Consider the following 22,264-nt stretch of genomic DNA (forward strand, 5'->3'; position numbering starts at 1 on the left):
TGACCTTTTTTAAAAGAAAATATCCTGTGCTAGTCGAAACGTATTCGCATGAGCATCTACTATAGTTTTGATGTCTGGAGAATATCCACCTCCCATAGAACACATAACGGGGAGATCTAAATCCTTACAGGTTTGCAAAACGAATCGATCTCTCTCTTTACAACCTGCCACGGTACAGCCTAGTTTTCCGAGTTTATCGGTAGCCAAAATATCGACACCGCATAGGTAGTACATAAAATCAGGCTTTTGCTCTTTAATTAACTGGGGTAGGGTATTTTTTAAAATTTGAAGGTATGCTGCATCTTTAGTCTGATTGGGTAGCGCTATATCAACATCGGATCTTTCTTTTTTAAACGGATAGTTTTTAGCACCATGCATCGAAAATGTAAATACCGAGGCATCATTTTTAAAAATCTCTGCAGTGCCGTTACCCTGATGTACATCAAGATCTACAATTAGGATCTTATGTGCTAATTTTTTTTGCTGAAGATATCGAGCCCCTATAGCTTGATCATTAAGTAAACAAAAAGCTTCACCACGATTGGTATAGGCATGATGTGTTCCTCCTGCAATATTCATAGCGATCCCATGTTGCAAAGCATATGCTGACGCTTTGATGGTACCATCGGCAATGATGACTTCACGATCAACAAGTGCTTTGGATAAAGGAAATCCTATTTTTCGGACCTCTTTTCTATCAAGCGTAAGACCACGTAGGGAATCATAGTATTCTTTGGTGTGCACATTCAAAATAGGAGCTTCTTCAGGAATATTTGGTGTAAAAAAATTATCCTCAACACACGTCCCCTCATGCAACAGCTGTTTAGGTAACAACTCGTATTTAATCATCGGAAATCGATGACCATCGGGTAGGGGGTGTGTATAAATGGGATGGTATGCTATTTTGAGCATTTGTACTAACCTATTTGTTTTCAAATTTGGTCAGAATATATTTTCGAGACATGGAATCATAATATGCATGGATGTAATCTTCTTTAAAACTGAAAATAGTTTCTGCTTTTTTATTCAATAATTCATCGGCATATTCTTTTATCTGTTCAAATATATTAGGGTGTATTTCACCCTCTATATGCTCTATACTACTATTGAATAAACCTTTAATATGAGTAGATTTAGAACCTATATAGCCTATGTATGATAACCACATTGTATTGTGATACATAGGCATCATGGGCAAAGCACCATTTCCCATAGGCATACCTCCCATCATAGGCATAGGTGCACCGAAGCCACCTCCTTTACTAGTTTTAACACCTCCCATTGTAATTTCGAAAAGATTATTATGATGACGAACAGTCACTCCAATATTACCTGATGAAATTTTTCTCAAAAACTTTGAAGTTTTCTCCATTTCTCGATGTTTACTATAATAACCGCCATCCTGTATTATGGGAGTATTCTTAAAAAGAATACTATCATTTTTTCGTAAATGTATTTGTTTAATCAGTTTTTTCGAATCTATAGTTTTGACAAAAAAACACATCTGTTCTGACTCTCCGACTATTTGATATAATCTATCTTCAAAAAGATAAGAGTTAGATTTTACTGAAGAATTTTTATTTTCAGTATATAATAGCTGTGGTTTTTCGATATTTAAAACTTTACTATTAGCAGAATTTGGATCAAGAACTATTATATAAGTGAAATTGTTGTTATGATCTAAAGTTATATAAAATCGATCATCTTTTTTATAGAGTTTTCGAATTTTGCAAGCTGATTCTAAAGAAACGGGTAGATCGTTTTCTATGATTTCTAGTTTTGGTTTATGTACTATAGTATGTGTATCAAATAGTAATTCGTATAAACTAACTATTTTGTTATTCTTATTATAAAATATCTCGTCTGAAAAATTGTAATTTAAAGAGGTTATATCTCCTAATGCATCAATTTTATATGTATTTATTACAGAGGTATTCTTCTTAAGAGTAAGTAAGTATATATAACTATTATGCGTAAAGGATTTTAGATAAATTTCACCTTTATCAAAGATCGAATTCGATTTTAATTCATGGGTACGTGAAGAAGAATCAAAATATAGTAATTGAAAAAATGTTTTTTTTTCATTATCTAACAAAAGCAGATGATTTTTATCTTTTTTTATCGCACAAATGATATTTTTTGCTCTTGTTTTGGGTCTTTCAAAAACAAAGTCTTCAACTATAGTATATGAATCATCGTATTTATTTAAGTGTAAATTTTTCCTATCTGCTATTAAAATCGAGAAAGAATTTTCTTTATCGTCCACAATTGTGATAGATTCTCTTCTCTCGTTGAGATTAGACTTTAGAGATAATTCCTTTTTTGAAATTATTCTTTGAGACCATCCAAAGGTAAAAATGTTTAAGAATAGCAAAAGATAAATACAACGAATACAATTCATATAGTTAGAGTTCAAATTATTAAATAAATAGGATTGACGATTAAAAATTTTAGTCTTTTAATTAATAACTGCACCAGAATTCACGCCATCCTCATCGGGATTCAAAAACACTAATTTACCATTAGGGGTTTCAGTCATCAAGATCATACCTTCACTTTCGACCCCACGTAGTTTTCTTGGAGCGAGATTCACCAAAACAGTTACCTTTTTGCCAATAACTTCTTCAGGATTAAAATGTTCTGCTATACCCGAAACAATGGTTCTTAGATTGATGCCTGTATCTACTTTAAGTACCAATAATTTTTTGGCTTTTGGCATTTTTTCGGCTTCAATGATCGTCCCTACACGAATATCAAGCTTAGTAAAATCTTCGAAACTTGCGGTTTCTTTTTGAGGCTCTATTGATTTGTTTTCAGCTTCGTTTGCTTTTTTGGTGGTTTCCAATTTTTCTAATTGTTTTTGAATTTCAACGTCTTCAATTTTAGAAAATAATAAGGCTCCCTTTTCAATTTGATGTCCTGCCGGAAGAAGCGCTTCTTTATGAGCAATATCATTCCAAGTAGATTCCAGATCAAGTCTGGAATGACATAGCATTGATTTTAACTTGATGCTTGTAAAAGGCAAAAACGGCTCTGATAGTGTCGCCAGCGCAGATGCGATTTGCAAAGCCACATACATTACGGTTTTTGTACGTTTGTCGTCTGTTTTGAATGTTTTCCAAGGTTCTTCATCAGCAAGATACTTATTACCAAGCCTGGCTACGTTCATTAGTTCCTGGCTGGCTTCTCTAAAGCGATAACGCTCTATAGCACTTGAAATTACTGAAGGATAAGCTCGTAACTCGGTAAGCGTTTGTTGATCAACGTCAAAAAGTTCTCCTGGTGATGGAATAACACCTTTGTAGTATTTGTTCGTAAGAACGACTACTCTATTGATAAAATTACCAAAAATAGCAACCAATTCGTTATTGTTTCGAGCCTGAAAATCTTTCCAGGTAAAATCGTTATCCTTGGTTTCTGGGGCATTGGCTGTAAGCACGTAGCGTAAAACATCTTGTTTATCAGGAAAATCCTGTAAATATTCATGTAACCATACTGCCCAGTTTTTAGAAGTGGATAGTTTATGACCTTCTAAATTCAAAAACTCATTGGCGGGTACATTTTCTGGTAAAATATAACTTCCGTCTGCTTTAAGCATACTTGGGAAGATGATACAATGAAATACAATATTGTCTTTGCCTATAAAATGAACCAGTTTTGTATTCTTGTCTTTCCAATACGGTTCCCAGTCTTTACTTTCTCTTTTGGCCCATTCTTTGGTTGAAGAAATATATCCAATAGGGGCATCAAACCAAACATATAGTACTTTACCTTCGGCACCTGTTACCGGAACAGGAATCCCCCAGTCTAAATCTCGAGTTACAGCCCTAGGTCTTAGTCCATCATCAATCCAGGATTTAATTTGACCGTACACATTGGCTTTCCAGTCTTTTTTATGCCCTTTTAGTACCCATTCCCTTAAAAAATCTTCATATTGATCCAAAGGTAAAAACCAATGTTTGGTTTGTTTTAGAATAGGTTTGGCACCCGAAATTGTAGATTTTGGATGTATAAGGTCTGTTGCATTAAGTGAGCTACCACATTTTTCGCATTGATCGCCATAGGCTTCTTCATGACCACATTTGGGACATGTGCCTATCACAAATCGATCTGCCAGAAACTGTTTAGCTTCAGGATCGTATAATTGCTCTGTAGTTTCTTCGATAAATTTACCGTTGTTATGTAGTTTTTTAAAAAAATGAGATGCGGTTTCATGATGAACAGGAGCAGAGGTTCTGGAATAATTATCAAAAGAAATCCCAAAGTCGGCAAATGACTGTTTAATAATTTCATGATATTTATCTATGATTACTTGTGGGGATACGCCTTCCTTTTTTGCGCGCATAGGTATAGCAGCCCCATGTTCGTCGCTGCCGCATATAAAAGCAACGTCATTATTGGTTATCCGCAGGTATCGCGCAAAAATATCAGCAGGTACGTAAACTCCGGCCAAATGCCCAATATGAATGGGTCCATTGGTATAGGGCAAGGCTGCTGTAATGGTATATCTCTCCTTTGTACTCATAAATTTAAAAATAAGGCACAAAGGTAATAAAAGCCCTGATGCATCCAAAAGAGTAAGTTAAAAAGGAGCTTTCTATTGCTACGATAAATTGATCTCGGTTCGTTAGGAAATCACTAAGGATTTACTATAATTTCCAGAATTCGTTTGTATTCGGTAAACATAAGGGCCTACGCTTAATCTTGTTTTAGCAGATTCTTTAACGTTGATTACCAGATTTCTTCGCTCCATCAGCATTTCGTTGGCTAGTGTCGCCACTTTTTGACCAATCACATTAAACAATTCAACATTGATATGAGTCGTTTGTGGTGATGCGATATTTATCAATATTTGATTACTGTTATAGATAAGGCTATGACTTAAGCTTTCCCCATTGATAGGGATATTACCACCACTAGTTCCTGAACAGTTAAACCCTAAATCTAAAGACTCAAAGGGTCCACCATTGGTATCGAGAAGGGCTTCGCCAACCATCCCTTCATCAATACATAACCAATCTTTCATCACAGTAGCATATACTTTTCTAAAATCCATAGTGTTGGTGACATTGCCCCCTCGTGTTAAATTATTGAGATCAGGATGTTCTCCAACAAAACCATTACCGTTCAAACCGGTTCCAAAGAACATAATAGGAGCAGCAGTACCATGATCGGTACCTAGAGATCCATTTTCTCTAAATCTTCTTCCAAATTCAGACATCGTCATGGATAATACTTTGTCATCCCAGCCTGCAGCCGTAAGATCTGCATAAAAATTACTGATAGCTTCAGAAAAAGAAGTAAGTAATTGTTGGTGCCTTTGAATTTGATTGTTGTGTGTATCAAAACCGCCAAGGGTTACCATATACACTTTAGTTCCTAAATTACCTTTAATTAGTCGTGAAATGATACTGAATTGTCTACCCAGATTATCATCGATATATCCTCCATAATCAGTAGACCTCTCATAAGCTGCACTAATGGTTTCTGCATAATTAAAAGTCGTATTGGTCGCTTCTCTTAAAAATCTTAGCTTATCACCATAGGTACAATTTTCATCAACACCATCGAGATTATAAAAGGTTTCATTCTCTATGATCTGAAGTAACCTTCTTGGATTAGAAACAGCAAAAGAATAATCACTATCTGGACCTTTAAAAACCAGGTTACCGATACTGCCTATCTGAATAGACGGCGGACTTGGTGGAGGATTGTCAAAATAATCGGGATAGATTCTTCCAAAATACCTACCCATAAATCCTGTTCTGTCGTCATCTAAGAGATTTGTATTCGCATAGATGTCTGATCCTTTAAAGTGTGACAATGACGAATTTTCATACCCTACACCATGCACAACTTTCATTTGCCCATCGCCCCATACTCTTTCGAGTTTGTTCATAGGCTTGGGCATTGCATAATCATCACTCAAGTTGATAAATTCACTAGGAGGGATGTGTATTAATGGTCTTGCATTGGCATAAACATCGTAGTCATATACAGGTATGATGGTATTAAAACCATCATTACCACCTTGAAGCCTGACTAAAATAAGAATATTTTCATTTTCTGATTGACTTAGTGCCGTGGATAAGGGTGACGGTCTCGATACTGATAATGGCGTGTTAGCCAACATCATAGAACCGCCTCCTACAAGGCCTAAAGCTTGTAAAAAAGATCTTCTATTCCAATTTTTGTGCTCATCGGTATTACAATTACCGTTTTTATCTAATTTTATATGGGATGTATGATTGGTCTCGCACATAGCAGTATTATTTTAATTGAAATTCGGGGATGTCGACAATATAGTCTAGAAAAGCATAGAACTGCTCTGCCACTTCACTACGATCTAATCGCCAGATGGCAGGATCTACAGCATCTGGTTCGTAATACGTAGGTGGAAAAGCGTCTATATCTTTAAAAACACCAGAAATTTCGTTGTAAATTACCTCATCTTCTATACCGCGAGGGAAGAAATAATTGACCAAAGCTCTTACCACGATATCAACTTGTGGTCCGCTTAAGCTGGTATCAAGGTTACCTTCAGCAGCTGTACCAATGGGTAATCCTACGACAAAATTTCTAAATTCTTCTGGGTTTTCACTCCAGGCGCGGTTGATCAAAAATCGGATACTCTCCCAGCGTCCGATAAGCAAATCGGGGCTAATCCAATCTTCGTCACCCTGCCATCCTTCTACATCGATAGGGTTCAAAACATCCTGACCTAAAACGCGCACTGTATTTCTGAGAAAATCAGTACTATCCATCATCGGGTCATTAATTCCTAATTCATTGTAGAAGCAAATCATCAAATCACACGGGCTTTTAATGATCGCACCTATAGCCTCTTGGTTATAGAAATGTTCACTTTTGAAGAGCTGCCGTAATACTGGAGCTATTTGAAAATTATTAGTTATAAAAGTTTGTGCCATTTGAGCCACGATAGCTTCATTGCAAGTGGGACTCACAAAATAGGCATATAATTTTGAACAAATGAATGTAGCGACTAGCGTTTCTCGCTCCTGAAACAATATATTGATTACATCATCGTATCCCCAATTGCCAGATTGTCCAAAAATCGTTTTATTCTCATTGCTAAATTGTTCCGGATTAAATAAGATATCTCCCCAGGGAATGCGATTGGTGTTTACGTAGCCGGTAAGTGCTTTTGAGGTTTCTTGTATATCATCTTCGGTATATCCGTTATCTACGCCCAATGTGAAGAGCTCATACAATTCTCGGGCATAATTCTCATTGGGTCGGTTCTTTACGTTTTCGTCACCGTTAAGATATACCAACATGGCATTTGAAATACCAATATCATAAACAAAATCCCTAAAATTACCTAATGCATGTATTTGTAAAAGATTATAATATTGTGATTGATATGCAGGACTTCTATAGGTTCTATCTTCGGTTACAAAATGGTTACTCCAAAATAAGGTGAGACGTTCCCTTACCTTATTTTGAATAAGGTCATTTATCATTTGATTTTTACCTTCTCTTCTGTAGAAACTTAAATCATTGTCGTCATTTGCCATTTCGGCAGCCTCAAAATCGTCTCTGTTCCAAAATCCCCATGCCGGTGGCGATGTAGTATTTAGTGCTAATGCCTCATCGATTAGTGTATCGACAAGAGCGCCAGGATTATTTAAAGATAAAGCATTTAAAACTTCAGCTTTCGAAGCTCCAAAACCTATTCTTCGATAGAGATGATGTATTTTACTAACGTTCCATGGATTCTCTGGAGAAGGAACATACATATCCAAAGAATCTAGATTACAAGAAGTATCAGATACCATAAGCATTCAAATTTTATTGTAGATTGAGGGACAATTTCCTTACAATATAGTAGTTTATAACGAAAGAGTTTGTTATTTAGTATGATAATTTTGAAATTTTAAGAGATGTTTACCCCTAATTTTGTTAAAAAAGGTGATAAAATTGCAATCGTTTCTACGGCCAAAAAGGTGAATTATAGAGAGATTGAAGAGGCTATTTACTGGTTAAAACAATGGGGATTAGAACCGGTAAAAGGTTCAACAATAGATAAGGTTCATCATCAATTCGCAGGCTCTGATAGCGAACGAGTCGAGGATTTTCAACGCATGTTAGATTCAAATGATATCAAAGCCATCTGGTGCGCGCGAGGAGGCTACGGTACAATTAGGATATTGGATGGCATTGATTTTTCTGTCTTTAAAAAACAACCAAAGTGGATCATTGGGTATTCAGATATTACCGTACTGCATTCTCATATTCACAATTTTAAGATTAAAACAATTCATGCTGCTATGCCATTTGATTTTTATAAAGGTACCCAGGCTTCTATAAACTCCTTAGAAGAAGTACTTTTTGGGCAGCTAGGTGCATATACCATTGCTTCTTCAAAAAAAAATAAGACAGGAAAAGGTTCAGGTCAACTTATAGGGGGTAATTTATCGATATTGTATTCGCTATGTGGCTCGCCATCTGCGCTAGATACAGCGGGTAAGATTTTGTGTATAGAAGACCTTGATGAATATCTTTATCATATAGATAGAATGCTTTATAATTTGAAAAGAAACGGCTATTTTGATCAATTAAGCGGACTTATAGTCGGGGGCATGACCAAAATGCATGATAATATCATTCCGTTTGGAAGAAACGTTAAAGAAATAATTTTGGATATTGTTCAAGAATATGATTTCCCGGTTGCATTTAATTTTCCGATGGGGCATATTGAAGATAATCGTGCACTCATTCTAGGCAGCAAAATCGCATTAGAGGTATCTAAAGAGAGTGTTAAATTTGAATATATATAATTATGGCAGATCATCACCTATTAGGAAAAAAAGGAGAGCAATTGGCCGCCGATTTTTTAACCGATAAAGGATATGATATTTTAGAAAAGAACTATAGATACCTAAAATCTGAAATTGATATTATAGCCCGGCAGGGAGAAACAATTGTCGTTGTCGAAGTTAAAACCAGAAGTACTCCGGATTTTGGTAATCCACAAGATTTTGTAAAACCTAAACAAATTCAATTGCTTTTAAAAGCGATTAATCAATATGTTAAAAATCGTGATCTCGATGTAGAAATACGTTTTGATATCGTAGCTATTATAAAAAATGCGAGAGGTACAACAATCGAACATCTCGAAGACGCTTTTTATCATTTTTAGAAAAATGAAGTTTAATGTGTACAATGGTATACAGCACTACCAAAAACCTGATACGAATTAGTAGATTTATACCAAATTTGGTAGTATAAAAAATTGTAGATTGGTTTTATGATATCATTCAATAGTATAGATATTCTTCTCTTTTTAGGTATAAGTCAAGGTGTATTTTTGGCGTTGATGATTCAGGTTATCCAGCATAAAAACAGACTTGCTAATCGCACTTTGTCACTCATTTTGATCGTCGCCGCTATTATGCTTACTGGGCGGTTTTTTTACACCCGTGGTACTAGCGTTGCGATCTTATTTCGGGTAGCATTATTTGTAGATATTTTAATTTTTGTTTTTGGCCCACTCCTGTTCTTATATTACAAGAGGCTATTGTATAACGAAGCATCGAAGTATCGTCTTCCATTCATTCATTTTGTTCCGGCACTGGGAATGTTTACCTATCATTTGTGGACCTATCGCTACACGCAAGAAGAATTTATAGTAATGGCAAATGATGGAAGACTTTGGCTTCCATTTGTTATCATAGAAACTGTTGGATTATTAAGTAACTATTACTATGGTTATAAAAGCTTCACTATTCTTCAGGAATACAAAAAAGAAGAACAAAAAAATCTGTCGTATTCCCAACGTTTAACTCCTTATTTAACTTCAGTTTTAATTACCGTATTTTTGTTTTTACTATTATGGACAGTAAGTTATGTATTGTATTATTTCTTCGGAATCTATTCGTCATTTGTAAGTTATAATGCTATTTGGATTGCCATTTGTGTTTTTATCTATTGTATAGGTTTTTATAGTCTGAAGCAACCTGAATTTTTTAGAGTTCCTATCCCAGTAATTCAATCAAAATCAATAGCTAGAAATAGAGTTTCTGGAGAAGCGTTACACCAACTTACTAAAAACTTAGAATATTTGATGGTTGAAGAAAAGATATATCTCGATCACCGGCTTACTCTTACAGAACTGGCGCAAAAGTTAAATACATCTACGAATGATCTGTCGTGGTTGCTCAATACTATTCATAAAAGTAGTTTTTATGATTATATCAATACATACAGAGTACAAGAGTTTATTGAAAAAATTCACGAAGGAGCGCATCATCGCCATACCATATTAGCGCTATCATTGGATTCTGGATTCACTTCTAAATCCACGTTTAATAAAGCCTTTAAAACCGTGGTTCAAGACACTCCGTCGAATTACATTAAAAAGATGGAAGCTGCATAGCATTGAAGTAGTGCAGTTTAAAGTTCAAATTTTCAGGGGTCATCGTAAAGGATGCGTACAGATGTACCCAAACGGTCGATACGCATACGGGTTCAATTTACTTTTATCTCAAACTTTAAAATTTAAACGTATGAAAATTCGACCAAAAAAATCAACACATCTTAAACGGGCTATTGTATTTTTATCCTTTGGCTTTACTATTTTATTATCGTCTTGTTATGGCGACGGTATAGATCCCGATCCTGAAGTGGAAACATTAATTAGCAATTTTGCGGCTAACGGAGCAGTTTCTGTAGACCGCCAAGGAACAATTTATGTATCAGAGTACGGAAGGTTCGTAGAAACCGGTGGTAGTGGTACACGAGTATTTAAGTTATCTCCGCACGGTAAAGTTTTAGATACTATTACAGGTTTATCAGGTCCTATGGGAACAGCAAAGGATTCTAAAGGAAATCTTTTTATAAATAACGATAACAATACGGTAAGAGGGCAAGTGTTAAAAATTTCTCCAAATAAAGAGCGAGAAGTTATAGCGTCTATAGAGGGTTGGCCAAGTAGTATGGCAATCGATTATGAAGATAACTTGTATATTTCTAATTACACAGCACCTACAGTACATAAAATTACCCCAGATGGCACAGTTTCAGTATATGCAGAGGATCCTCGATTATTAGGGGGTGTAGGTATCGATTTGGATAGTAAGGGCAATGTTATCGTTGCGAACTTCTACACTGCCACAATTTACTCGATTGATAAAAATGGAGAAGTATCTTTAATTGCGAATATACCCGATATAGTGATTCAAAATTTTGGAATCGGTTACATTACCGTAATTAACGATGTGATTTATGCGACGGGTATAGCGGTTAACTATATCTATAGTGTATCTATGGATGGCACTATAGAAACAATCGCAGGTAATGGTGAAGCGGCACAAGTTGACGGACCTTTATTAGAAGCCTCATTCAGTAATCCTAATGGGATAGCCGCTAATAAATTCAGAAAAACATTATATATCTCAGAGTACACCGGAGTAGGGGGAGTTCGGAAGATTAAGCTTTAAGACTTATAGTTTTAAAATTTTATTGAATGTGCACAAAATTACCTAGGTGTTAAAAAGCTATACTAGGATGTTACATCGAGCGCAGTCGAGACCTTGTTGTTTTACAAAAATGACCTCTCGACTTCGCTCGAGGTGACAGAGGCAAAATTGTAACTACTGGAAATCAATAGTTTAATTGTCGAACTCAGATTACATGGTTGAATTCTTGGTTTTTAAACTAAGAGTTCAACCTTTGTTTTTTTAGCTTCGGTTTTGATGTGATTTATGTATTATGACTCAGAATTTTCGGATTTATGCTGCTATCTGTATCGACCTAAGATAATGTTTTACATGATAAAACATGATTTGCTTACTCATAACATCATCATTATTAGTGCTAAAAAGATAACCAAAAGAATAATTCAATGAAAATTCATCAATATCCATAAGTTCGGGATAATGTCTATAGTTCTCTATTGCTTCTTGATATTGGGTCAATAAATTTGAATAGTTGATAGCGAAAGGCTTATTTTTAAAACAATGTATACTGGTATCTACCGCAACAGTCGATGCGTGAGAAGTAGTATTTAGAACGTCTACTGTTTCTTTTTTCGGTATCATAGTGTTGAATGGGTTGCTCTATACATTCTAAAGTCGTACTTATTTACGTAGAGTCTTGAAAATCGATGTAAATTTATAAAAATATATCGATAAAAAACAAATTTAATCGATAAAAAGTATTTTTATGGAAATTACGTACCCTTTTTACGTTATTAATGTAAGAAATATTTGTTTTTTCTTACAATTATTTTCTATCTTGTTATATCTTATCAGTTAAGGGGCAGTTGTTTCTTTCAAAGTTTGCTGAAGGGGTTTCAAAATTGTAAGCGCCTGATCTACAGAGTTGATCGTATCAAAAGTTAATAGCAATCGCAAACCGTTTCTAGTTTTCTTTTCTTTTATTTTACCTAAGTTTGGATGTTGTTGCATAAATTGAAGCACTTTAGAAAATGCATCACTCTGGTAAAATGCGCTTTGTTGATCGTTTATAAAATAGCCTACAAATTTATTTTGTTTAAGTATAATTTTTTCTAATCCAATCGAGGTGGCAATCCATTTGATACGAACAGAGTTGAGCAAATCAACGGCTTGATCTGGCAACTCACCAAAACGATCGACAAGACGTAATTCAAACTGCTGTAAGTGCTCTTCGTCTTTTATAGTATTAAGCTCGGTATACAAATTTAATCGTTCTGTGATATTATTAATATAGTCATCTGGAAATAATAATTCAAAATCGGTATCGATCTGAGTATCCTTTAAAAATACTTTTTCCTGACCTTGATCCTCATATAGCGATGCAAATTCATTTTCTTTCAGTTCTTCGATAGCCTCATTTAAGATTTTTTGATACGTATCAAAACCGATTTCGTTGATAAATCCGCTTTGCTCGCCTCCCAATAGGTCTCCGGCTCCCCTGATTTCGAGATCTTTCATGGCAATATTAAATCCGCTACCCAATTCTGAGAATTGTTCTAAGGCCGTAATACGCTTACGAGCATCTTCGGTCATGGCAGAGTAGGGTGGCGTAATAAAGTAACAGAATGCCTTTTTATTGCTTCGGCCCACACGACCACGCATTTGATGTAGGTCTGACAGTCCAAAATTGTTGGCATTATTAATAAAAATAGTATTGGCATTTGGTACATCTAATCCACTTTCTACTATTGTAGTAGATACCAAAACATCAAATTCTCCATTCATAAAAGAGAGCATTAGGTCTTCTAATTTCTTACCTTCCATTTGCCCATGACCTATAGCAATCTTTGCATCGGGTACGACACGCTGTATCATTCCGGCCACTTCTTTAATATTTTCAATCCTGTTGTGTATAAAAAACACTTGACCGCCACGCTGGATTTCATAACTTACCGCATCCCGAATTGTTTTTTCGGTAAATCGTATCACATGTGTCTCGATAGGATAGCGGTTAGGCGGTGGCGTAGTAATAGTTGATAGATCTCGAGCTGCCATCAAGCTAAATTGTAACGTTCTAGGTATGGGAGTTGCTGTTAGCGTAAGGGTGTCTACATTTTCTTTAATCGTCTTTAACTTGTCTTTTACAGATACTCCAAATTTTTGTTCCTCATCTATTATTAATAATCCCAGATCTTTAAACTTTACATTTTTATTAACCAGTTGATGCGTACCTATAATTATATCTACACTACCTTTTTCCAGACCTTCTAGAGTTTCTCGTTTTTGTTTCGCCGAGCGGAAGCGATTGATATAGGCTACCGTGACCGGAAAATCTTTAAGGCGCTCGCGAAACGTTTTTGCATGCTGAAATGCCAGAATAGTCGTAGGCACCAAAACTGCCACCTGTTTACCATTGTCTACAGCTTTAAAAGCAGCTCGTATGGCAACTTCAGTTTTGCCAAAGCCTACATCCCCGCAAATTAAGCGATCCATAGGTCGTTCACTCTCCATATCGGCTTTAACAGCAGCCGTAGCTGTACTTTGATCGGGGGTGTCTTCGTAGATAAAAGACGCCTCTAACTCATGCTGTAAATAACTATCAGGATCGTACTGAAATCCTTTTTGTAGTTTCCGCTTTGCGTATAATTGAATCAGATTAAAGGCAATATGCTTTACTTTTGCTTTTGTTTTTTGCTTAAGCGTCTTCCATGCTTTGGATCCGAGTTTGTAAATTTGAGGCGCTTTGCCATCTTTACCATTAAATTTGGAAATTTTATGAAGCGAATGGATACTTAAATAGAGCACATCCCTTTCACCATAGATCAATTTAATGGCTTCTTGTTTTTTGCCTTCTACGTCTATTTTTTGCAAACCACCAAATTTACCGATCCCGTGATCAATATGAGTAACATAATCACCAACTTCAAGATTAGTAAGTTCTTTTAAAGTAATCGCCTGTTTTTTTGCGTATCCGTTTTTGAGGGTAAATTTATGATAACGCTCAAAAATCTGATGATCGGTATAGCAAACAATTTTTTGCTCATGATCAATAAATCCTTGAAACGCCGAGAAAACTATAGTTTCATACTGTCTAACGTCTAGGTCTGCATCATCAAAAATATCATGAAAGCGCTTGGCTTGCTGTTCACTCACACAAAAGATGTAGTTTGTATAGCCTGCCGAGTAGTTCTCGTTAAGATTTTTGATTAAAAGATCAAATTGTTTATTAAAAGAAGGTTGAGGTTTGGTCGTAAACTTTACGGTGTGGTCTGCTTTGCTCAAAGGGCGATTCCCCATGTCTACCAAAGTAAAATCTAGCAATTGCTTTCTTATGAGATCTGAAGTGGCAAATAGTTCTTTGGGAGTGCTATGTTTGATTTCTTTGGATAAGGTTTCAAACGCTTCCTGGGCTTTCTCGAAGTTTTTATCAAGTCGGGCAGAAAGCAAATCAGTATCTTTGGTAATGACAATCGTAGTGTTGGCAATGTATTTTAAGAAACTTTCTCTAGTTTCTTGCATGGTCTTGTTTTCGACATTGGGAATGATAGTGATTTTTTTGATCTGATCTGTAGAAAGCTGTGTTGCTACATCAAAAGTTCGTATGCTATCTACTTCATCACCAAAAAATTCGATACGATACGGTTGATCATTACTGAATGAAAATACATCGACAATCCCCCCACGTACCGAAAACTCGCCGGGCTCTGTTACAAAATCTACCCTTTGAAATTGATATTCGAATAACACTTCATTTACAAAATCGAGAGACAAAGTGTCTTGAACTGCAATTTTTAGTGTGTTTTTTTCCAGTTCTTTTCTTGTGACTACTTTTTCAAACAGCGCATCAGGATAGGTAATGATCAACGCTGCTTTTTTGCGAGAGTTGATTCGGTTTAACACCTCGGCACGCAGTAGTACATTTGCATTATCGGTTTCTTCGATCTGGTAGGGTCTGCGATAACTACCCGGGTAAAAAAGTACATTTTTATCGCCAACTAGTTGCTCTAAATCATTTAAATAATAAGCAGCTTCCTCTTTATCATCGAATATACAAACAAAGGTTTGGTTAGCTGTTTTAAAAAGGTTCGAAATAGCAAAAGACAATGAAGATCCCAAGAGTCCTTGCAAATGTACTTTTGCTTGAGGTGTGGCAATAGCGTTCTCCAATTTCTGTAAAGACAGAGACTGTTTGAAAATTTGCGAGATAGAAGATGTACTCACGTAGCAAAAATTTTGGTGCAAATATACTATGATTCTTTTTATTCTATATCACTTCATTTATGGATTAAGTGCTAATTTCTTCGAATTACGTTAAGTAAATCCTTCAACCTGTAGTATTTTCATTTTTAGGGTTGTCTATATAGGTTTCGTTTCCTTATCATTTTTGGTGAGAAAAAGATATATTCCTAGCTCTTTCTTCAAAAGGACGGAGCTTAAACTCTCCTCTAGAGGGGAGATAATGAGAGGTGTAATTCACTGTTTATTCTCGAAAAAATGTAAAATATAATCTGAAACTTACATGGGTAAATCACTTAATTTTATATATACAGTAAAGAATATCTTCAATGAAAATAAAAGAGTTTGACGTTTTTATAATAGGTAGTGGGGTTGCAGGTCAAACTGTAGCAGAGCAATGTGTTAAAAATGAATTAACAGTAGCTATTGCCGATAAAAGAGCATACGGTGGAACCTGTGCAAACAGGGGATGTGATCCCAAGAAAGTAATCCTTGGCAGTACCGAAATAATCAAACAGGCCAAAGATCTTTTGGGAAAAGGTATTACAAAGCTTCCCCAATCTAACTGGAAAGATGTAATGAGTTTTAAACAAGAGTTTACGGCTGCTGTTCCAGCAGGTACCGAAGAAAAACTTAGGGATATGGGCATTACCTTATATCATCAATCTCCAAAATTTATAGATTCGAATACCCTTTCTGTAGAAGGAAAAACGATAAAAGCGAATAAAATTGTAATCGCTTCTGGTTTAGTGCCTCGACCCTTGGATATTGAAGGAGGTTCAATGGCATTAGAGAGTGATGACTTTTTAAATTTAGAGGCATTACCAGAATCTATAATTTTTATCGGGGGCGGTTATATCGGGATGGAGTTTGCACATATGGCAGCAAGATTTGGAGTTGACGTCACGATTATTGAATCTGGAGACAGACCTTTATCGATGTTTGATCCAGATATGGTAGCACATCTTGTACAAGCCTCTAAAGATCTAGGGATCGAGTTTGTTTTTAAGGCTGAAGTTACTGCTATCGAAGCGTTAAGAAAAAACAAGCGAGTACATTACAGCAAAAACGGCAAAAAAAATAGTAAAAAAGCAGCATTGGTTTTTAATACCACTGGAAGAATACCTTCTATTCAAGATTTGAACCTTGAAAAGGGTGGAGTGGTATATAATCAAAAAGGAATAGGGGTGAATGATTTTTTGCAGAATCCAGGCAATAGTGATGTGTATGCTTGTGGTGATATTGCTGATAATGCGTTGCCACTTACGCCATTCTCTTCTCGCGAAGGGACAATCGTTGCTCACAATCTTTTTCATGGCAATGAAAAGAAAGCAAATTTTCCAGTCACACCGTCAGTAGCGTTTACATTACCAAATATTGCTTCGGTAGGATTATCTGAAGAAGAAGCCAAAAAAAAATATCATACGATTCGCGTAGTTTATAAGGATGCCGCTGATTTTTACAATGCGAAACGTATAAATGAGCACACCTATGCATATAAGATTATAATAAAGGACGATGTTATTTTAGGAGCGCATCTGGTCGGTCCCGAAGCTGCAGAAATGATCAACCTTTTTGCCATGGCTATTTATAATAATATGACTACCAAAGCACTTAATGAACTAATTTTTGTTTACCCCAGCTGGGGGGGTGATATGCAATACATGATATAATTTGATAAGGGAGTCACTTATTGAAAACGTTCTAATAGTTTGTGATACGGACTCGTCTTTCTATTTAAATATCCATGCGTTCCTATAACTATCAAAAGAATTGCGCTACAAACAAGCGCTGTAATGGCGATGTAAGCTATGGTATCCTTATGACGCATATAGATAGCAACTAGCGCCCAAACTCCCACCAGGGCAAATTCTCTCATATTCCTTTTCATAATAACAAGAATATTAATAACCATTGCGATTATTATCATTGCTACTGTCCAACCTTCTTCAGACAATGCAAAGCCAATCCAATCAATTTTAACAAGGTAGGTGGCCGTATTAGCGATTGTAGCTACTGTAATCCATCCCGAATACAAACAAATAGGCCACCAAACAAATGCAATAGTGCCTATAGGTGCATCCCAACATTCCATATTCGTATTTAAAATAATTTTGATAAGAGATATGAGGATACCTATCATGATAAAAACAGAAAGACCGGTATAATCGTAAACAAATGCTAGTACCCAACATCCGTTCAAAAAATTAGCAAAAAGAAACCAATACCCGGTTTGCTCAATAAAAGCAGTATCTTGAGACTTAAAAAACGCTTCTCTGATTTGATATACACTATAAGCGATAAGACTTATAAATATAAGCCCCCAAATGGCAAATGCATAACTGGCTGGTGTAAAAAGGTTGTTATATGTGTTGCTTATCTCTCCAATAGTCGTGTTATTAAAAGTAGCTGTTTGAGAAAGATAATTGATCCCTAACACAAAAAGTACAGAGATAAGGTTGATTATAGATAACTTTTTTTTCATTCGATATTTCTTCTCGAAATAAAGATAGCCAATGTTCTCTGTTTTTTTACTTCAAAAGAATGAATTGTTGTCGTTATTCAAAATACGATATATCCATAGTGATGTTAAAGGAATTTTTTAATCAAAACGATGTCAGCCCCAGTTTAGTTAAAGAAACGATACAATGGTGTTCATTAAAAACTATTCATTACCATAATTTTAACCCGCTTTATGCATTAGAATTTCGTTATGAGGGTTGAAAATGCAATAAAACCAAGTGTTTTCTAAGTTTCGGCATAGCATCGCTACGGTGAAACTTAAAAATACAACGTAGTGCTTGGTTTTGCAGCAGTTTAAAGCCGTAATACCTGCTCGCCTTTTATAAATAATAGGCAGGCGGGGATTTTCTAATGCATAAAGCGGGTTTAATATATGTTTTTTATCGAATACACATTAAATAAGTTCCTCATCTTCTGTGAATGTAGTTTCTTCTAGTGGTTTTACTGTCGAATTCGTTTTTAAAGGATCACATGCTACAGCGCCGCCATTGATGATAGAATAATCATTTAATTTTGAGATGATAAACTTTTGAAGTGTTAAATTTTTGTTCTGCATTTTGTTTATTTAAAGGGATAGTTATTGAAATTGATTTAAATTTTTATTCAATATCCACTATAAATCATAAAATTGACTTTAATGTCTGGTCGATCGCAGTCGAGAACTGATCTTAGAGCTCGTTGGATTTACTAACCTCTCGACTGTGCTCGAGGAGACATTGCGATATGATTGATTATAGATATTCATTAATTATTATATACTTAGTGAAAAAGTTCGAATTACTTTCTCATAAAACTTCAAAGGTACTTACACATTGCGTTGCACCTCTATCATTTTTACGATTATTTGCTTGTTTTCCGTGAAAACATGGCAAAACAATACGGTAGTATTCAGTCAAACTCTTTCTCGAAGGTTCTTATAAAGTAGGATGGATGAATACCATTTTTCTTGTAGAAGGCTTTAGAAAAGGCATCGGTAGTTTTAAAACCAACTTCTTTAGCAATGGCTTTTATCGTATACTTCCTAAACTTGGCATCTTCTTTTAAGCGACGAATAGCATAATCTATTCTTAAGTTATTTACATAATGGTTATAGGTTTTTTGCTGGTAAGTATTAATAATTTTTGATAGATATTTAGTATTTGTTCCCAGTTTTTTTGCCAAAATACCAATAGACAAATCGCACTCGAGAAACCCAAGTTCTTTTTCAAAAACTAAAAGTTTGTTGCGTATATCTTTGATACTTTCTTCAGGAATATTCAAAGCTTCATTCTCTTCATTACTCGTTACGTTTTTTAAAGTCTTTGGATTTGTTGTTTGTTCGTTCAAAATTTTTTCAAAACGATGCTTAAATTTATTCTGCCTTTCTTTATTAATCACCCAGAGAGCACACATTATTAGCGATAGGAAACCTAAAATGAGTATATATGTATGTGATTTTTGTTGCTGAGTTTCTAGTGTATCGATAATATCTTGTTTTTCTAAAAGTAATTTGGGCGTATCATAGTGCAACACCATCTTCTTTGAAAGATATTTATAATTCACATTTAAGATGCTATCGACTTTCATTAACTGTTCGATATAATACAGTTGTTTATTTGTTTTTCCATTTTTTTTGAAATAGTTGATCAAAATTTCATAATTCTCACGATTATTAGGCATAATCTCTAATATATCTTTAAATATGTTATCAACTTTAATGTGAGCGTCGATAGCTTCCTGTTCTCTTCCTAAAGCCATCAATGTTTTGCCATAGTAGAAATACGCCATAGAAAGATTCGCCTTATCTTTGTTGTTACGAAGCTTAATAATAGATAGTGATAGACTATCCAAAGCGGGTTTATAGTGATCTTTGTAATATAAATTTACGCCTTCATTTAGGGTAAAATAATACTGTAACTTTTTCAAATTAAGATCAGAACAGCTTTCATACCCTAGTTGATTTATAAAAGAAGCTGAGTCCAGTTTTTTAGTATAAATATATGCTTCGGATAAAGCAGTTAATGTACTAATATAGGTAACAGGTTTTGCGCTTATCTTTGAAGTGTAATATGCATAACACTCTCTTAGCTCTTGAAGAGCAGCGTCATACTCGCCAATTCTACTTTTAAGAATACCAATGCTTTTCTTGCTGGCATAAAATAAATGTGTATTGTCTAATGCTTTCGCTGTCGCATTAGTTTTTAGATAAAAATCAAGAGCTTGTTTAAAGTTGCCTTTATTATATTCGATTTTAGCTTTGTTAAAGAAGGCTAAGGCAGGATAAACTTTGGTATGGATAGTTTTTGAAAACAAAAGCATACTATCAACATATTTTTCTGAGATTTTTTCATCCTTGGTTATTCCCGAAAAATAATAGAACCCATTCACTATCTCCAAAGTGTCTTGTTCTCTTTTAGCCTTTTCTAAATAATAGCGGGCATAAGGTATGGCCTTGACTGAATCTTTTGCAAATGCATAAATGTATTTTTTTAGGTATTTATAATCTCTTTGCTGCAAGCTATCAAAAGAGCTTTGGAAAGCAAGAACACGAACCTGAGTAAACAAAACAAAAGCAATACTGAAGAAAAGAACGGGATGCGTGATGTACTTACATGGAAAAACAGTAGCGATTGACATGAGTGTCTGTTTTTTGTAAAACAAACATATAGATTTGATAGCTAAAATACCAACATTTAACTTTTTGTAACTACTTTCTTTTATTTCATAATTACGTATCATTTTTGGGTTATAAAGCTATCCTTATTTCCATGAAAACAAACTGTGTTTTCATGGAAAAGCTACTGAAAGTATTTGTTTGACTCATATTCATTCCCTTACATTTGGTGAAAGATAAAATGTAGGTACAATAAGTACAACTGAATATTCAATGCTATTTATTAGTGTATTTACCAGATCAATCTGACAGAACTTCTGACTGTCCTAAAATGTTCAGAAAAACACAAAAACTATAAAACTCATCACTTATGTTAAAAAACATTTTGAATTTAAAAAATACGGTAAAGTTAAACAGCGAAGCACAGAAGACCATCAATGGAGGTAGATTTGTAAACTGTTTTGCTATCTGTGGGCCTACAGGTGGGAAACCTAATGGACATGGTTGCGATTGCTATTAATCTGTTTTAGTTGGGTAGTGCAAGTTCGTAAGGCAGCCATGTATTCAATTGTTTGAACATGGCTGTTTTTACAAAAAATAGAACATTATCTGCTGCATTAGACCATACTACTTTTAGATATAGGTGATATCTATGCAGAACAAGTGCTAATTGTTCTTAAATTTTTAGTAAATCATTATAAATTATACTTTATTATTATGTTAGACAAAATTTTAAACGTAAACGGAGTTCAAAAAATTGAAAAAGATCAGCTTCAACATATTACGGGTAACGGTTGGGAAATATACTGCAGTTCTAATTTTTGTTATCCTCAGTGTTCTACTATTGGATCTGCATGTCATTAAAAATTTATTATAAACAAACTAGACTCATCACCTATCGTTTGTTTACTATAAAATTATCCCATAATAAATTTGATAATGTAAATTTTGCTTTATCTCAGCTCATAAGATCCTCAAAAAAGGATAGCTATTAATTTTAAAAGGAGTAGAGTTTATTTATATTTGCGGCAAATTAAATTCTAGTATATAATGTCCATATCTGATTTATTTGATAGTGGTTTTCAAAAAAGAAACCAAGATCATTTTGCCGCAATAGTAAGAGTTGCTATGAGCGATGGTGTCATTACAGACGAGGAAAAAGCTTTTCTTGATCGATTGGCCGACAGACTTGATATTTCTGAAAATGATTATAATGAAATTTTAAAGAATTACAAGTCACATCCAATTAATCCTCCTTATGATTATGATCGAAGATTAGAACGATTATATGATTTAGCAAGAATGGTATTTGCAGATAATATCAAAGAAGATGACCAAGTTATATTATTAGAAAAACTAAGTATTGGTCTTGGGTTTACTCCCGAAAATGCAAAATATATTGTCGATAAGGCACTTTATCTAGTAGATAGAGCAGTAGACAAAGATACTTTTGCAGAAGAAATCAAAAATATGAACAGATAAACATAGCATC

Annotated in this window: 17 protein-coding genes; 7 read left to right on the forward strand and 10 right to left on the reverse strand. The window is 34.8% G+C overall.

Annotated features, from left to right (window positions below; genetic code table 11):
• Positions 1-9 precede the first annotated feature (9 nt).
• From J8281_RS13300 to J8281_RS13320, 5 genes are all read right to left on the reverse strand, one after another.
• Positions 10-912, reverse strand: a complete 903-nt coding sequence (locus J8281_RS13300) for a histone deacetylase (RefSeq protein ID WP_210198127.1) — start codon at positions 910-912, stop codon at positions 10-12.
• Between the two features lie 10 nt (positions 913-922).
• The gene (locus tag J8281_RS13305; protein WP_210198128.1) at positions 923-2,401 is read right to left on the reverse strand and encodes a hypothetical protein; all 1,479 of its coding nucleotides are present in this window, start codon (positions 2,399-2,401) and stop codon (positions 923-925) included.
• A 57-nt stretch (positions 2,402-2,458) separates the two neighbouring features.
• Positions 2,459-4,525: a methionine--tRNA ligase gene (gene metG, locus J8281_RS13310; protein WP_210198129.1), complete on the reverse strand. Its 2,067-nt coding sequence runs from the start codon at positions 4,523-4,525 to the stop codon at positions 2,459-2,461.
• 102 nt (positions 4,526-4,627) lie between these two features.
• On the reverse strand, positions 4,628-6,262 hold the full coding sequence (locus J8281_RS13315) for a DUF1501 domain-containing protein (protein WP_210198130.1): 1,635 nt from the start codon (positions 6,260-6,262) through the stop codon (positions 4,628-4,630).
• Between the two features lie 7 nt (positions 6,263-6,269).
• On the reverse strand, positions 6,270-7,799 hold the full coding sequence (locus tag J8281_RS13320) for a DUF1800 family protein (protein ID WP_210198131.1): 1,530 nt from the start codon (positions 7,797-7,799) through the stop codon (positions 6,270-6,272).
• A 105-nt stretch (positions 7,800-7,904) separates the two neighbouring features.
• Here J8281_RS13320 and J8281_RS13325 point away from each other — a divergent pair, with 105 nt between their 5' ends.
• The 4 genes from J8281_RS13325 to J8281_RS13340 all read left to right on the forward strand — a co-directional run bounded on the left by J8281_RS13325 (position 7,905) and on the right by J8281_RS13340 (position 11,462).
• Positions 7,905-8,801 (forward strand): LD-carboxypeptidase, encoded by an 897-nt coding sequence (locus J8281_RS13325; RefSeq protein WP_210198132.1) that lies wholly within the window; start codon positions 7,905-7,907, stop codon positions 8,799-8,801.
• 2 nt (positions 8,802-8,803) lie between these two features.
• Positions 8,804-9,163 carry a YraN family protein gene (locus J8281_RS13330; protein ID WP_210198133.1) on the forward strand — a complete coding sequence of 120 codons (360 nt, stop codon included), beginning with the start codon at positions 8,804-8,806 and terminating at the stop codon, positions 9,161-9,163.
• 108 nt (positions 9,164-9,271) lie between these two features.
• Positions 9,272-10,399: an AraC family transcriptional regulator gene (locus J8281_RS13335; protein ID WP_210198134.1), complete on the forward strand. Its 1,128-nt coding sequence runs from the start codon at positions 9,272-9,274 to the stop codon at positions 10,397-10,399.
• 130 nt (positions 10,400-10,529) lie between these two features.
• A complete protein-coding gene (locus tag J8281_RS13340; RefSeq protein WP_210198135.1) occupies positions 10,530-11,462 on the forward strand; it encodes an SMP-30/gluconolactonase/LRE family protein in 933 nt (310 codons plus the stop codon).
• Between the two features lie 291 nt (positions 11,463-11,753).
• On the opposite strand, the gene J8281_RS13345 is transcribed toward J8281_RS13340, so the two are convergent.
• Entirely contained in the window at positions 11,754-12,062 is a 309-nt protein-coding gene (locus J8281_RS13345; RefSeq protein WP_210198136.1) for a hypothetical protein, read from the reverse strand.
• A gap of 213 nt (positions 12,063-12,275) precedes the next feature.
• On the reverse strand, positions 12,276-15,641 hold the full coding sequence (gene mfd / locus J8281_RS13350; RefSeq protein WP_210198137.1) for a transcription-repair coupling factor: 3,366 nt from the start codon (positions 15,639-15,641) through the stop codon (positions 12,276-12,278).
• 344 nt (positions 15,642-15,985) lie between these two features.
• Here mfd and J8281_RS13355 point away from each other — a divergent pair, with 344 nt between their 5' ends.
• On the forward strand, positions 15,986-17,329 hold the full coding sequence (locus J8281_RS13355) for an NAD(P)/FAD-dependent oxidoreductase (protein WP_210198138.1): 1,344 nt from the start codon (positions 15,986-15,988) through the stop codon (positions 17,327-17,329).
• Between the two features lie 17 nt (positions 17,330-17,346).
• On the opposite strand, the gene J8281_RS13360 is transcribed toward J8281_RS13355, so the two are convergent.
• The 3 genes from J8281_RS13360 to J8281_RS13370 form a co-directional block, all read right to left on the reverse strand.
• The gene (locus tag J8281_RS13360) at positions 17,347-18,141 is read right to left on the reverse strand and encodes a tryptophan-rich sensory protein (protein ID WP_210198139.1); all 795 of its coding nucleotides are present in this window, start codon (positions 18,139-18,141) and stop codon (positions 17,347-17,349) included.
• A 432-nt stretch (positions 18,142-18,573) separates the two neighbouring features.
• Entirely contained in the window at positions 18,574-18,735 is a 162-nt protein-coding gene (locus tag J8281_RS13365; RefSeq protein WP_210198140.1) for a hypothetical protein, read from the reverse strand.
• A 332-nt stretch (positions 18,736-19,067) separates the two neighbouring features.
• Entirely contained in the window at positions 19,068-20,795 is a 1,728-nt protein-coding gene (locus J8281_RS13370; RefSeq protein WP_210198141.1) for an AraC family transcriptional regulator, read from the reverse strand.
• Positions 20,796-21,489: 694 nt separating this feature from the next.
• On the opposite strand from J8281_RS13370, the gene J8281_RS13375 reads away from it, so the two are divergent.
• Together J8281_RS13375 and J8281_RS13380 are read left to right on the forward strand one after the other, a co-directional pair.
• On the forward strand, positions 21,490-21,636 hold the full coding sequence (locus J8281_RS13375) for a hypothetical protein (RefSeq protein WP_210198142.1): 147 nt from the start codon (positions 21,490-21,492) through the stop codon (positions 21,634-21,636).
• 186 nt (positions 21,637-21,822) lie between these two features.
• Positions 21,823-22,254, forward strand: a complete 432-nt coding sequence (locus tag J8281_RS13380; RefSeq protein ID WP_210198143.1) for a TerB family tellurite resistance protein — start codon at positions 21,823-21,825, stop codon at positions 22,252-22,254.
• Positions 22,255-22,264 lie beyond the last annotated feature (10 nt).

Source organism: Aquimarina sp. U1-2, assembly GCF_017897595.1.
Taxonomy (GTDB): Bacteria; Bacteroidota; Bacteroidia; order Flavobacteriales; family Flavobacteriaceae; genus Aquimarina.

Excerpts from the sequence above, each read along its gene's own strand:
- J8281_RS13320 (WP_210198131.1), bottom strand. The coding sequence starts at position 7,799 with ATGGTATCTGATACTTCTTGTAATCTAGATTCTTTGGATATGTATGTT.
- J8281_RS13375 (WP_210198142.1), top strand. The coding sequence starts at position 21,490 with ATGTTAGACAAAATTTTAAACGTAAACGGAGTTCAAAAAATTGAAAAA.
- J8281_RS13315 (WP_210198130.1), bottom strand. The coding sequence starts at position 6,262 with ATGTGCGAGACCAATCATACATCCCATATAAAATTAGATAAAAACGGT.
- J8281_RS13370 (WP_210198141.1), bottom strand. The coding sequence starts at position 20,795 with ATGTCAATCGCTACTGTTTTTCCATGTAAGTACATCACGCATCCCGTT.
- J8281_RS13360 (WP_210198139.1), bottom strand. The coding sequence starts at position 18,141 with ATGAAAAAAAAGTTATCTATAATCAACCTTATCTCTGTACTTTTTGTG.
- J8281_RS13330 (WP_210198133.1), top strand. The coding sequence starts at position 8,804 with ATGGCAGATCATCACCTATTAGGAAAAAAAGGAGAGCAATTGGCCGCC.
- J8281_RS13345 (WP_210198136.1), bottom strand. The coding sequence starts at position 12,062 with ATGATACCGAAAAAAGAAACAGTAGACGTTCTAAATACTACTTCTCAC.
- J8281_RS13300 (WP_210198127.1), bottom strand. The coding sequence starts at position 912 with ATGCTCAAAATAGCATACCATCCCATTTATACACACCCCCTACCCGAT.
- J8281_RS13340 (WP_210198135.1), top strand. The coding sequence starts at position 10,530 with ATGAAAATTCGACCAAAAAAATCAACACATCTTAAACGGGCTATTGTA.
- J8281_RS13355 (WP_210198138.1), top strand. The coding sequence starts at position 15,986 with ATGAAAATAAAAGAGTTTGACGTTTTTATAATAGGTAGTGGGGTTGCA.
- metG (WP_210198129.1), bottom strand. The coding sequence starts at position 4,525 with ATGAGTACAAAGGAGAGATATACCATTACAGCAGCCTTGCCCTATACC.
- J8281_RS13325 (WP_210198132.1), top strand. The coding sequence starts at position 7,905 with ATGTTTACCCCTAATTTTGTTAAAAAAGGTGATAAAATTGCAATCGTT.
- J8281_RS13335 (WP_210198134.1), top strand. The coding sequence starts at position 9,272 with ATGATATCATTCAATAGTATAGATATTCTTCTCTTTTTAGGTATAAGT.
- J8281_RS13305 (WP_210198128.1), bottom strand. The coding sequence starts at position 2,401 with ATGAATTGTATTCGTTGTATTTATCTTTTGCTATTCTTAAACATTTTT.
- J8281_RS13365 (WP_210198140.1), bottom strand. The coding sequence starts at position 18,735 with ATGCAGAACAAAAATTTAACACTTCAAAAGTTTATCATCTCAAAATTA.
- J8281_RS13380 (WP_210198143.1), top strand. The coding sequence starts at position 21,823 with ATGTCCATATCTGATTTATTTGATAGTGGTTTTCAAAAAAGAAACCAA.